Origin of the sequence: Melaminivora sp. (genome assembly GCF_032059615.1) — a bacterium.
Lineage (GTDB): Bacteria > Pseudomonadota > Gammaproteobacteria > Burkholderiales > Burkholderiaceae_C > Melaminivora.
Genome location: NZ_DAMCAM010000004.1, coordinates 38,777 through 52,117, shown reverse-complemented (window position 1 = coordinate 52,117; position 13,341 = coordinate 38,777). Strand labels below are relative to the sequence as shown.

At 59.7% G+C, this 13,341-nt stretch carries 11 protein-coding genes; 2 read left to right on the top strand and 9 right to left on the bottom strand.

Annotation, left to right across the window (positions count from 1 at the left end; genetic code table 11):
* Nucleotides 1-6: 6 nt before the first annotated feature.
* From RT051_RS01695 to RT051_RS01655, 9 genes are all read right to left on the bottom strand, one after another.
* Nucleotides 7-1,479, bottom strand: a complete 1,473-nt coding sequence (locus RT051_RS01695; protein WP_313070408.1) for an aldehyde dehydrogenase family protein — start codon at nt 1,477-1,479, stop codon at nt 7-9.
* 182 nt (nt 1,480-1,661) lie between these two features.
* The gene (locus RT051_RS01690; RefSeq protein ID WP_313070405.1) at nt 1,662-2,552 is read right to left on the bottom strand and encodes a MaoC/PaaZ C-terminal domain-containing protein; all 891 of its coding nucleotides are present in this window, start codon (nt 2,550-2,552) and stop codon (nt 1,662-1,664) included.
* A gap of 40 nt (nt 2,553-2,592) precedes the next feature.
* Entirely contained in the window at nt 2,593-3,450 is an 858-nt protein-coding gene (locus tag RT051_RS01685; RefSeq protein WP_313070402.1) for a VOC family protein, read from the bottom strand.
* 39 nt (nt 3,451-3,489) lie between these two features.
* Nucleotides 3,490-4,749, bottom strand: a complete 1,260-nt coding sequence (locus tag RT051_RS01680; RefSeq protein ID WP_313070399.1) for a CoA transferase — start codon at nt 4,747-4,749, stop codon at nt 3,490-3,492.
* Between the two features lie 72 nt (nt 4,750-4,821).
* The gene (locus tag RT051_RS01675) at nt 4,822-6,009 is read right to left on the bottom strand and encodes an acyl-CoA dehydrogenase family protein (RefSeq protein WP_313070397.1); all 1,188 of its coding nucleotides are present in this window, start codon (nt 6,007-6,009) and stop codon (nt 4,822-4,824) included.
* Between the two features lie 36 nt (nt 6,010-6,045).
* The gene (locus tag RT051_RS01670; protein WP_313070395.1) at nt 6,046-6,771 is read right to left on the bottom strand and encodes an enoyl-CoA hydratase/isomerase family protein; all 726 of its coding nucleotides are present in this window, start codon (nt 6,769-6,771) and stop codon (nt 6,046-6,048) included.
* A gap of 47 nt (nt 6,772-6,818) precedes the next feature.
* A complete protein-coding gene (locus RT051_RS01665) occupies nt 6,819-8,321 on the bottom strand; it encodes a tripartite tricarboxylate transporter permease (protein ID WP_313070393.1) in 1,503 nt (500 codons plus the stop codon).
* A 3-nt stretch (nt 8,322-8,324) separates the two neighbouring features.
* Entirely contained in the window at nt 8,325-8,804 is a 480-nt protein-coding gene (locus RT051_RS01660; RefSeq protein WP_313070391.1) for a tripartite tricarboxylate transporter TctB family protein, read from the bottom strand.
* Nucleotides 8,805-9,125: 321 nt separating this feature from the next.
* Nucleotides 9,126-10,103 (bottom strand): tripartite tricarboxylate transporter substrate binding protein, encoded by a 978-nt coding sequence (locus RT051_RS01655; RefSeq protein ID WP_313070389.1) that lies wholly within the window; start codon nt 10,101-10,103, stop codon nt 9,126-9,128.
* A gap of 638 nt (nt 10,104-10,741) precedes the next feature.
* Between RT051_RS01655 and RT051_RS01650 the strand changes: the two genes are divergently transcribed.
* A complete protein-coding gene (locus RT051_RS01650) occupies nt 10,742-11,629 on the top strand; it encodes an IclR family transcriptional regulator (RefSeq protein WP_313070387.1) in 888 nt (295 codons plus the stop codon).
* A gap of 192 nt (nt 11,630-11,821) precedes the next feature.
* Nucleotides 11,822-13,294: an NAD-dependent succinate-semialdehyde dehydrogenase gene (locus RT051_RS01645; RefSeq protein WP_313070386.1), complete on the top strand. Its 1,473-nt coding sequence runs from the start codon at nt 11,822-11,824 to the stop codon at nt 13,292-13,294.
* Nucleotides 13,295-13,341: the final 47 nt, after the last annotated feature.

The following is a 13,341-nucleotide window of genomic DNA, read 5'->3' as shown; positions in this document are numbered from 1 at the left end:
GGCTATCTATGTTTGGATGGCCTTGAATTCCAGGAATTCCTCCAAACCGATGGCGCCTGCCTCACGCCCAACACCACTTTGCTTGAAGCCGCCGAATGGCGCTAGCGGGTTGAAGCGCGCACCGTTGATGTCCACTTGGCCGGCGCGGATCTGGCGGGCCGCCTGTAATGCTTGTTTGGGCTCGCCCCATACCGCGGCCGCCAGGCCGTAGACGGAATCGTTAGCCAGCGCGATTCCATCGTCGACGCTGTCGTAGGTCAGCACGGTCAGCACCGGCCCAAACACCTCGGCGCGCGCCAGTGGGTTGTCACGCTCCACCCAAAAGGCCTGCGGGCTCACGTAGTTGCCATGGGCCGGCACCGGTGCAGCCTCGTTGATTGCGACCGCGCCCTGCGCGATGCCATCATCGATCAGCGCTTGCGCCCGTTCGCTTTGGCGAGGCGACACCAGCGGTCCGACACGTGTGCCTTCGCTCAGTGCAGGGCCAACGGTGAGCTTGGCCATCTCCTGGCGCAACAGGGCCTCGACATCGGCACGCTGCTGCGCCGGTACCAGCAGCCGCGTCAGTGCGCTGCAGGTCTGGCCATTGTTCAACATGCACGAGCCGAGCGTGCCCTTGACTGCACGTGCCAAGTCGGCGCCCGGCAACACCAGGGACGGCGACTTGCCACCCAGTTCGGTAGTGACCTTCTTGACAGTGGCGGCCGCCATCGCGGTCACCGCTATGCCGGCTTCGGTCGAGCCTGTGAAGCTCACCATGTCGACCAGGCCGGTAGTAGCCAAGCACGCCCCGACAACCGGGCCTGTGCCAGTCACCACGTTGACCACCCCGGCGGGAAAGCCTGCCTCGTGCAGCGCGGCACAGATCAGCTCATTGGTGCGCGGCACCATCTCGCTAGGTTTCACCACCACAGTGTTCCCACCCAGCAGCGCTGGCACGATTTTCAAGACAATCTGGTGCAGCGGAAAATTCCATGGGGTGATACATGCCACGACACCCACTGGCTCGCGCAGCACCTGCGAATTGCCGATCTGCCGCTCCCAATCCAGCGTGCGCGCCGCTTCAATGAAGTGCTCGACGTTGCGAATGGGAGAGTCAACCTGCACGATCTGCGCAATCTTCAGCGGCGTGCCCACCTCGGCAGCGATCGTTTGGGCTAGCGCATCCTTGCCTCTAGCCAGCGCAGCGCCAAAGCGCTGCACAAATTCAACACGGCGCTCCAGCGGCGTGGTGCTCCACCCGATCCATGCGCCGCGGGCAGCCGAGGCCGCGGCCAGCGCATCGCGCTCGTCGCCGCAGACGACACGCGCCACCGGCGCACCCGTAGCAGGGTCGGTAATCTCGATCGTTTCATTGCTGGCAGAAGGCTGCCAGTCTCCGGCAATGTACTGGCGAAGGAATTCTTGTGTCATAAGGATGTCGATACCGTGCCGGGCGCTCCATGACGTCGGCAAAATTTTTAAATCCACGCAGTCCATAGAGACCGCGCCTTCACGCCTTGCTGAACACCCCGGGTTCAACGAAGCGTCTATTGCGTTTGGCGGGCCAGCGTCCCAGGAGCGGGTTCAACCCGAGAGGGCACCCATCCTCATTGGCCGGCCAGCCTCTTCATTGCGCGCAAAGCAAATCCAGGAATAAGAGAGCATCATCGATTCAGATATCAGAGGATTTCCGCATACCCGTGGCTCAGAGCGACAACGCCCCGTTCCGCCACACGGGCGCGCAATTGGAATTTTTCTGGATAGCTTGGCACCCTCCAAATCTCGGTAATCAACGTTTCGCCCGGATAGACCGGTGCAGCAAAGCGGATGTCCAGCGCCTTCAGGCGCGATGCATCGCCACCGGCGCACCGGCGCACCACGGCCCAGGCCACCAAGCCGTAGCTGGCCAGGCCGTGCAGAATCGGACGTTCGAACCCGGCCTTGCGGGCCGCGGCCGGGTCGGCATGAAGCGGGTTGTAGTCGCCCATCAGGCGATACAGCAGCGCCGCCTCGGGACGGATGGCCTGCTCGTAGCACCAATCCGGAGCCTGACCCTCGGGCGTGGGTTGCAGCGCGCGCAGCGGCTCGTCGCTGGCCTGACCCGCGCGCTGACTGTAGCCGCCATTGCCGCGCAGGAAAGTGACTTGTTCGAGCGTTGCCAGCAACTCGCCTGCCTGGCTTTCCAGCCGCCGTTCTGTCACTAGGACAGCACCCTTGTCCGGACCTTTGTCGGTCAGGCGCGTGATGCGGCTCACACCGACCACGCTGCCGCTGGCCGGCAAGGGCTGATGCCAGCGCACGCGCTGCTCGCCGTGCAAGAGCCTCACCCAATCGATGCCGGTGTCCGGCTCGCGTGCCCAGAAGCCCGGGTAGCCCAAAACCACGGCCAGCGTGGGCAGAGCGCGTAGACCACCTTCCGTGCCTTCGTAGGTGAAGGGCAGACTGGCGGCATCCAGCGGATCGCGGCCCAGGCCCAGGCTCAGCGCATAGAGCATGGCATCACGCTCGGCATACTGCTGGTGCACCGGTGCGAACAGACGGCTTTTCAGGTGGTGGTAGTCCATGAACATCTCAGTTTTCCGAAATGCCGCACCGCTCCGGGAGAGCCGCTCATTGCCTCGGCAATATCCTGCCTGGGTTCCCTGACCAGCCCCAGGCCAGGGTGTCGCGCGAGATGCCCAGCAACACGCCGTGCAGCATCGAGGGGTGCACCCACAGGCCATCACGCTCGACAGGCTCGGTAGTCCGTCGGGTCCACTTTCCGTTGCGGGCCTCAAGACGCCTGATGATCTCGCCCAGATTGTTGGTCTCGACATAGCACATGTACAGCCCGTCCCCGTGCCGTTTGCTGAACCTGCCCATGGCGAAGCTCTCATCATGCGCTTCGGACAGCTCGATACGGTCCAGCTGGTCCGGGTGGAACTTCATCAGCGTGCCGGTGTAGCCGAAACGCTCGAAAGTGATCGGCACTTCATGCTGCCTGTCGATCCCGAGTTTTTCACTGTAATTTTGCGCAACGGTTTCCCACTTCGTGTCCAGGACAACGGTCAGCTCGTACAGATGGGTCACCAGAGCGCCGGGGGAAGCATCTATCGCTTTCTCCCCTTCGGTAATTACCAGCGGCAGGCCGTGCAACTGCGCACCAGAAATGTAGATCCGGTCTTCCGCTTGCGTGAATTCGACACCCACGCTCTGCAGATGCTCCGCATAGCCTTGGAGACTCTTGACGCAGATGCCCCCGGCCGCCAGCCCTTCCCGGGACTGCAGCTTGTCCGCTACCAAGCCACCGCCCTCGGGGACACACAGTTCCACCGCGCTACCACCGATTTTCATTTCCGCCACCTCGGCGGCCATGTATGGCGACTTCCACCGACGCACGAGCTCGGCATCCAGCAGGTATTCGTAATTCCCGATGGCCTGCTCCAGATCATTCACTGCGACGACGATCCGGTCGATTCCATTCAACATAAAGCCTCTCCAATCCGAAAATTCAAAACAACTCTTTACTCACCCGCCGGAAACTGCATCGATTCCGAGAACCTTGTCGACCTGCTCGGGGGAATAACCCAGTTCCTCGGCCAAGATCGAGCGCGTATGCTGCCCCCGCGTGGGCGCGGCACGCACACCACCGACGGGCACCCCATCCAGCCGGATGGGAGACCTGACGTTCGGGATCCAGCCCAGCGTGTCGTGGTGGATCCTGCCGACCATGTCCAGTTCACCCGCCTCCTCCGAGCGCAGCGCCTCCAGGACATTGCGCACCTTGCCGGCAGGAACTTTGTGTTCGGTGAAGCGGCGGTTCAATTCCTCCCAGGCAAGCTTGCCGAACTCTGCTTCTAGCACCGCGAAGATTTCGACCTGGTGGGCCAGCCGGCCGGTAGCCGTGGCATATTTCCCGGCTGCGGCCAAGTCCGCCCGGCCCAGCACGTCCCGCATCAGCCGCACAAATATCTCCGAATTGCCGCAGTGCAGGAAAAACTCCGCATCTTCGCACTGGAACACTCCGGTGGGACAACTGTCTGCACTGGTATTTCCCCGGCGCTCCGTGGGCACACCCGTGCACAGGGACTGCAGGGTCGCATATCCACTCATCAGCAGGGAGGAGGAGAACAACGGAATTTCCACATGGGCCCCGCCGCCCGTGCGCTGGCGGCGGACCATGGCGTTGAGAATTCCGATGACAGAAAACAGGGCCGTGCCGATATCCATCACCGCAGACGAGGTCCTCACACCCGGTCGGTCGGGGTAGCCATTCATCGATACGAAGCCGCTCTCGGCCTGTACCACGGTATCGAACCCCGGCCTTTTGGAGAACTTTCCTTTCCGGCCATAGGCCGAGATGGAGCAGTAGATCAGGCCGGGATATCTCTCTTTGAGCGTCTCATATCCGAGGCCCAGCCGATCCATTACACCGGTGGCGAAATTCTCGACCACCACATCGGCCTTCTCCAGCAGGCCAAGGATGATTTCCTTGCCGTGGGGCGATTTCAGGTCGATTTCTATGCTTCGCTTGTTCCTGTTGGCCCAGAGGAATGCGCCGCCCTCTTCCGGATGTGCTGCATCGTGCGGCGGGTAGGACCGGAACCTGTCGCCGCCAGGGCCTTCGATTTTTATCACATCTGCGCCGAAATCACCCAGAAGCATGGTGCCAAAGGGGCCCGCCACATAGTGGGTGAAATCCAGGACTCTCACACCTTCCAGCGGCAGACCGGTGGTGCCAGAGGCCTTGTGCTCCTGCAGGGATTGAATACCGTCAAAATCAAACATGTCTAGGGACGCACTCCTGTGAAATACACCAGCAGGCCCCTCGGGGCCGCCGGTCCAGTCGAACAAATATCCTCAACCAAATACGTAATAGTCGTTCGGGTGATCCATGGTGGTGAGGTTCTTGGCGATGACGATCTGCTGGATCTGGCTCGTTCCCTCGTAGAGGCGCAACAGGCGCACATCCCGGTAGAACCGCTCCACCTTGTACTCGCTGATGTATCCGGCACCACCGAATATCTGGACAACCCGGTCCGCCACGCGGCCCACCATTTCCGTACAGAACAGTTTGGCGGCAGCGGCCATGTTGCTCACGTCGAGGTTTCGCTCGCCGTTGTCCAGCGCTTCGTATTTCCGGCCTGCCGCCCTGAGCATGGAGAGCCCGGCCGCCAGCTCCGTGTAACTGTCCGCAATCATCGCCTGGATGAGCTGGAAGTCCGCTATCGGCTTGCCGAACGCAAAGCGTTCCTTGGAATAACGGATGCCTTCGCTCAAAAGGCGGTCCGCCATGCCGCAGGCTTGTGCTGCAATATGCAGCCGGCCGCGGTCCAGCACTTTCATCGCGGTGTAGAAGCCTCGGCCCGGTGTGAGGCCAATGATGTTTTCCTTGCTGACCCGGACGTTTTCAAAGATGACGTCGGCTGTCTTGGTACCTCGCTGGCCCATCTTCTTGTCCGGCTTTCCGACGATCAGGCCGGCGCTGTCGGCAGGAACAATGAACGCGCTGATGCCCCGTGCGCCTTCGCCACTCGTGCGCGCCATCAATGTGAACGCGCCGGCCCGAGTGGCGTTGGTGATGAAGCGCTTGGTGCCATTGACGACGTAATCGTCACCGTCAGCCCTGGCTGAAGTCCGGATGGCCGCGGCATCGGAGCCCGCGTCCGGCTCTGTGAGGGCAAAGGATGCCGTCAGCTCGCCGCTGGCGAATTTCGGCAGCCAATACTCTTTTTGCTCGGTCGTCCCGTCCATCAAGATCCCTTGGGAGCCTATGCCGACATTCGTCCCGAACAGGGAGCGGAATGCGAACGATGTGTGGCTGATGGTGTAGATAAGCTCAATCTCCTGGCTCATGGAGACACCGATACCTCCATACTCCTCAGGGATGGACAAGCCATACAGACCCAGGTCCTTGATATCGGAAATGATGTCTTCCGGTACTTCGTCGCGCTCTTCGACCAGATCCTCTGCAGGAATCAGTCGTTCAATGACAAAACGTTCTATCGAACTCTGCAGAAGCTGGAAAGTTTCCTGATCTACGCTCATGTTGCTGTGATTTTCCGGGGTTGGATGTCAGATATTTCAGTTGGAACGGGAAACCAGGGACTGGGTCGCATCCGTCTTGAGGCGCGCGTTGAATTCGGACACTTCACGGTCGATAACCTCAGCAAGCTTTTGCTTGTCGTGCGCCTTCATCAGTTCCTTGGCCATGTTCACCGAGCTGCGCGGCAGCTTCACCAGTTCATTCGCGCGCTCGCGTGCGCGCGCCAGAGTCGAACCCGCTTCCGCCAGCTCACTCACGAAACCGCTGGCCAAGGCTTCGTCGCCATGCACATACCTGCAGGTCATCAACCAGTCCGTGGCTTTGCGCGTACCGACGATCTTTTCCAACAGATAAGTGGAACCCGCCTCCGGCAGAAGCCCCAGCGCCACGAACGGAAACCGGAACTTGCATGTGGAGGTGGCAAAGACGAAATCACAATGCAGCAACATGGTTGCGCCTATGCCGACGGCAAACCCTTCGGTGGCCGCCAGGACAGGCACCCGGCAGGCCGCAAGCGCCCGGATGAACTGGATGCCGTGCGATTCCCCCGGAGCTCTCGGCTTCTTGAAGTCCTCCAGGTCGGCGCCCGCCGAGAACATACCGCCGGCTCCATGAATGATGATGGCTCGGGCAGAGGCTCCGTCGCCATGAGTCAGCAGCAACTCACGCATGCAGTCGTACATTTCATGCGTGATGGCATTCCGTTTTTCAGGGCGGTTTATTTGTATTTCCAGTATTTCATTTTGGATTTCATGAGAAATCATGGCAAACGCTCCTCGACAATTAAAAGGGGATGCAGCCGTAGCCGCCGTCAGGTAGGCCGTGGCCTTCTTCTGCGCTTGATCGCATCACGCCCCATCCAGAGAAGGATCAACGCGCAGATGCCGAGACAGACGCCGCTGATCGGGCGCTCGATGAAGGACATCAGGGAGCCCCGGGCAATCACCAGACTGCGCCGGAAATTCTCCTCGAGCATGGGCCCGAGCACGAAACCCAGCAATATTGGACCCGGTTGCATGCCAATCTTGGCGAACAGCACCCCCGCGCCTCCTATGATGCCGACAACGGCGACATCAAACAGACTATATTTCTCGCTATAAACCCCGAGACAGATCAGGCACAACACCACCGGAAATATCAATCGGTACGGCACGGAGAGCAGACGCACCCACAAGCTGATGAATGGGATATTCAATATCATCAACAATACATTACCGATCCAAAAACTGGCGATCAGCCCCCAGAACAATTCAGGCTGGTTCGCCAGGATGTTGGGGCCGGGGATGATGTCGTGAATGACCAGGGCACCCAACATCAATGCCATGACGGCATCCCCGGGCACGCCGAGCGTCAGCGTGGGGATGAAGGCGGTGATCGACGCGGAACTGTTCGCCGATTCAGGTCCGGCCACGCCCTCAATCTCTCCGGTGCCAAATTTTTCCGGGTGCTTCGAGAGTTTTTTCTCTAAGGAGTAGGACATGAAGGAGGCCAGGGTCCCGCCGGTACCCGGCAATGCTCCAAGGAAAGCCCCGATCCCGAAACCGCGCGCTATCGGTAGGGTACTGCGCCGAAAATCATCGCCACTAGGACGCACAGATTTTGCAGTGATCTTCTTACCGCCGGCGTCCGCGCTTCCCTCGCCGATGTTACCGGCACTGGTAAACACATCGGATATGCCGAAAAGGCCCATGGCCAAGGCGACGAGAGATACACCCTCCTGAAGGGAGATCAGACCAAAATCAAACCGGGGCGTGCCGGTAGTGATGTCCAGCCCCACGACACCAATTAACAACCCGAGGATCACCGAAGCGATTCCCTTGAGCGTCTCACCCGACCCGATCACCGAAGCGGCGATCAGTGCCAGCACCATCAGCGAAAAATATTCCTGGGGTCCGAATTTGAAAGCCAGCTCGGTGATGGGAATGGATGCGGCAGCCATGATGATTATGCCGACCGTCACGCCAACAAAGGACGCGAACATGGCCATGAAGATGGCTTGACCGCCCCGCCCCTGTTTCGCCATCGGATTACCATCCAGACAAACAACGGCGTGGGTGGCCGTACCCGGCAGGTTCAGAAGAATGGACGTGGTGGCGCCACCAAAGCTGGTCCCGTAGTAAATGCCCGCGAGCATCATGAGTGCAGCGACCGGGGGGATCCCGTACGTCATGGGCAGCAACATGGAGATCGCCGCCATGGCACCGATTCCCGGCAGCACGCCGATGAGGTTGCCTATGAACACCCCTGCGAACGCATAGAGCAGGTTGTTCCAGTGCAGTGCGACTTGCGCACCAAGTATCAAGTTGTCGAACATCGCTCAGCCCCACCTGAAAAGAGGAAATTGAATATCAATCATCAGATTGAATATCAACCCGCAGGCAACGCTGGTAGCGGCAGCGAGCAGGAAAATATTTTTTGGCGTGTTCTTGGTGTCAGCCAAGGCACTGAAGGCGACCAGTGCAAAAGTGGCAGGTACCAAACCACCGTACTTGCCCAGCAAAATGAAGCTCGCCAAGCCAGCAATGATGTAGAGCGGTGCGTTCTTTCTTCTCGTGGTGGGGACGGCGGGCGCATCCTGGGCAGCTTCCCGCACGACGCTTTCCAGCGTCTCGCCCGATCCCGGCAAGAGAAACAGGCCGATGGCGAACAATGCGACCCCCAGCAGCAACGGATAATAACCGGGTCCCATCTCGTTGAGCGTCCCGATTTCGTATTGCAGCGAAGCAACAATTGCGGATATTCCGAGAATTGTGATCACCAGCGCAGGCAACTTGCGTTCAATCAGTCTTTTCTGCATTTTGTCCACTTTGAATCATGAGCTGATCGATGCGGGGTTTGCGTCAATCTCCGCCCGGGTTCTGGTGAGGTGGAGAGATATCTCGATGGAGGTTGCTCTGGACCATGGGGCAGGGTTGTTGCTGCGGCGCAATCGCATGCGGCGTGCGTTACGACCCTGCGAGCCAGCACTGCATTTCGACGGCATCAGGAATGACGCCTTTCGACAGGCGCATCCCAGTCGCTTCCATGGCCGTCTCAATGCAGCATGCAAGGGGCGCAACCACAGCGCCCTCATACAGCCTGCTGGCCAATCAACCCTGCCGGCTCTGGGAAGAATGAATTATTTCTTCTTCAGATTCGCCTCTTCGATGATGGGCGTCCACTTCGCAATCTCACTCTTCACGAATTCCTTGAATTCCTCGGGCGTGCTGGTGCGCGTGGTCATGGCAAGCGTGTTCATATTCTTCTTCACATCCGGATTATCCATAGCCGCCTTGACTGCCTGATTCAGGCGAGCCGTCACATCGGCAGGCAAACCGGCCGGCGCCACGATGCCGAAGAAGGATCCGCCCTCGAATCCCTTGATGTAGTCATCGATGGAGGGCACACCCGGAAGCTGTGCAATTGTCTGCGGCTGCGTGACTGCAAGGATCTTGATCTTCTTGGCCTCGAAATGGGGCAGCAACGGGATGATCATGTCGATGCCAACGGGCACCTGCCCGCCAACCACGTCGACGACTGCCTGTGCGCTGCCCTTGTATGCCACATGTCGCATTTTGAAGCCCTGCTCCTGCTGCATCAATTCGCCCGCCAGGTGCGCGGCGCTGCCCTGCCCGTAGGTGGCGTAATTCATCTCGTTGGGATGAGCCTTTGCGTAAGCAACGAATTCCTTGAAGTTATTGGCCGGGAAATCTGCGTTCACGTAGATTGCGGTCGGCTGGTAACCGAAGGTCGAGATGTATTGAAAATCCTTGAGAGGATCGTATGCGGCCTTGTGGATGATGGGGGCAGTCACTAGGGGAGTGCTCGAACCAATCATCAGCGTGTAGCCGTTCGGTTTGGCACGCGCGGTTTCCGTGGCACCGATCAGCGTTCCGCCTCCGGCCACGTTCTTCACGATGACCGGTTGCCCGAGGTTTTCGCCCAGAGCTTTTGCCATGACCCGCGCCAGTGTGTCGGTGGGACCGCCCGGCGAGTAGGGAACAATGATCTCAAGAGATTTGTTAGGGAAATCCGCCGCCAGAGCGCTTCCCGCGAGAAGGAGACCGGAGGAAAACAGGGCGATGGGCTTCAGAAATTTTTTGAACGAAGTATTCATGGCGGTGTGCTTCTCTGTGTACGTTGAGTCAGTATCGGATGACTACCCGCTCTGTCAGGGAAATTTGGCGGGCACCCGGGCAATTCGATCAGTCACGCTCCAACTACGCTATGGATTGTTTTCCCCTGACCAAAAAATATGAAATGCGCTGGACGTGGTTCAATGGTGGTCCTGTAGTGCTCCTTTGAAATTTTCGACAAAAGAATAGAAATGCCAAACAGGGAGAAAACTGCCCTGCCCCTCCATTTTTCTGATAAAAGCCGGGCAGAAAGGCACGCAGCGCACTCCACGCAAAGTCCAACCCCGACAGGGCTCGACGCCGCCTGCTGGCCGGCATTTGGCGCAGGGGCGCAAGCGTGCTTGGCATTTGCCTTGGGAAATCCACACAAACCTTCGGAACAGGACTTTCTGCAGAACCACCGGGACGACTGTTGACCTCTTGGGATACATCATGTACGGTTCGTGGCGTTGTATCGAAGTTCACTTAGATGAACCAAGTGCTATACAATGAACTTCGGTCATGATATAGAATCTGCGGAACCGCTGTCAACCGCACCCCATGAGTGTTAACCCTAGTGACTAGGCGCTCTCGGGGCGTATTCGTTCAATTGCGTCTTACACAACCTGAGAGGTGTCCCATGGGAGACAAACTTCCGTCACCGGCCGTAGGCAGGGCAGCCGCCATCCTCGACTGCATCGCACATGCTGGAGGGCCGCTGTCGTTCACCGAGCTGGCGAAACTCTTGCAGTTGCCCAAAAGCAGCCTGCACGGTCTGTGCAACACGCTGGTGCAGCTCAATCTGTTGACGCGCCTGGACAGTGGCCTGCTGTCACTCGGCCCTCATGTGGTGGTATGGGCCAATGCATTTCTCGCGCGGATCGATATCACCCAGGAATTTTTTGCTTCCTGGGATGAAATGCGCGTCCTCCCCGACGAAACCATCACCCTTTCCGTAAGGGATGGCCGGGAAGTGGTCTATATCGCCTGCAGAAACGGCAATCGCCCCTTGGGTTTCATTTTCAAAACCGGTAACAGAATCCCGGCTGTCTATACGGCAACCGGTTTGGCGATATTGAGCACGCTACCGGACCAGAGTGTGTACAGGCTCTTGGATCCAACCCAGTCTCCATGGCCCTCGCCGCTGACACGCAAGGGTCTGACCAGCCTGGAAGAACTGATGGCCGAGCTTCCGAAAATCCGTCAACGCGGCTATTCGATCGATCGAGAGGGGGTGCGCGAGGGCATGTATTGCTTCGGTGCTCCGGTATTCGACTCCCACAGTCCGGAAGCAGTGGCGGGTGTGGCAGTGAGCATTCTTGCGAATGAGGTCAATCCGCAGCTGGAACAGCAGGCTGGGCTTGCGGTGCGCCAGCTCGCTGATCGCCTGACCGAGCGGTTGGGGGGGTTCTCGACGTTGCGCAGCGCTTGGCATCAACACCCCCCGGTCTCTCTGCCTCGCGTCCCGCTGTTCCACACCTCGTTGCCCGACGCCCCACTGCCAGACGCCGAGTCGGTTTCGGCGTGAGGAAGGCGGCGCCCGCCCCGCAGTTCGCGCCCGGCCTTCCGGCATCCGGGACAGACATGCACGGTCATCCGGTTCCATCAGGTGGTTGCCGGCAGGCAGATCACCGCCTGATTCCTCGCAGCAGCGGGCCTCCTGAGCGCCATGGCAGGGCGCCAAGACGTTTTTCATTTCATCTAATTACGGAGACACACCATGCACCCTTCCCTCTCGCCGCTCGCTTCGCTGCAGGACCCGAGCTTGTTCAAGACCGACAGCCTGATCGATGGGAAGTGGGTCCAGGGACATCGACGCTTCGATGTGCGTGATCCAGCCACTGGCCAGAAGCTGGCCGACGTGGCTGACCTGGGAGCACAGGAAACTCGCGCCGCCATCGAGGCGGCCCATGCCGCCTGGCCGATGTGGCGCGAGTTCACGGCCAAACAGCGCCACCGGGTCCTGATGGATTGGTTCCAACTGCTGATGGACCACCAGGAAGACCTTGCACGCATGATGACCGCCGAGCAAGGCAAGCCGCTGGCGGAAGCGCGCGGCGAGGTGGCCTATGGCGCAAGTTTCGTCGAATGGTTTGCCGAGGAGGCCAAGCGTATTCACGGTGAGACGCTGCCCACCTTTGATCGCAACAAGCGTGTCAGTGTGATCCGCCAACCCATCGGTGTCTGCGCCGCCATCACGCCCTGGAACTTCCCGCTCGCCATGATCACCCGCAAGGTGGCGCCGGCGCTGGCTGCTGGCTGTCCGGTCGTGATCAAACCGGCCGAGCTGACGCCGCTGACCGCGTTGGCTGCGGCTGAACTGGCCCAGCGCGCAGGCCTGCCGGCCGGTGTCATGAACGTCATTACGGGCCTGGATGCGAAGGCCATCGGCCAAGAGCTGTGCAGGAGCGACGCGGTACGCCACCTGTCGTTCACCGGTTCGACCGAAGTCGGTCGCATCCTGATGGCGCAATGCGCGCCGACGGTCAAGAAGCTGTCACTGGAGCTGGGCGGCAATGCACCCTTCATCGTCTTCGACGATGCGGATCTCGACTCCGCCGTCGAAGGCGCACTGGCGAGCAAGTATCGCAACGCAGGCCAGACCTGTGTGTGCACCAACCGCCTGTACGTGCAGGATGGCGTTTACGACGCTTTCGTCGAGAAGCTGGCATCGCGCGTCGGGGCAATGAAAGTCGGCAACGGCTTCGAGGATGGCGTCACCGTAGGCCCCTTGATTGAGCCCAGCGCCTTGCGCAAGGTCGAGGAGCACGTGCGCGACGCCGTGCACAAGGGAGGGCGCGTCGTTACTGGCGGTAATAGGCTGGACGGCCAGTTTTTCGAACCCACCGTGGTCGCTGATGCAGACGCCGGCATGCTGGTGGCACGCGAGGAGACTTTCGGCCCGCTCGCGCCGGTCTTTCGCTTCAAGACCGAACAGGAGGTGATTGCAGCCGCCAATGCCACCGAATTTGGCCTCGCTAGTTACTTCTACGCACGTGACATAGGCCGCATCACGCGCGTCTCCGAGGGGTTGGAATGCGGCATGGTCGGCATCAATACAGGCATCATCTCGACCGAGCACGTCCCTTTTGGGGGTATCAAGCAGTCTGGTCTCGGCCGCGAAGGCTCGACCCATGGCATGGATGAGTACCTGGAGATGAAATACCTGTGTCTCGGAGACGTGATGAAGTGAGAGAAGGTTTGGTAGCAGCGAACCATTTCAGGGTGGAAGAAGGCCAC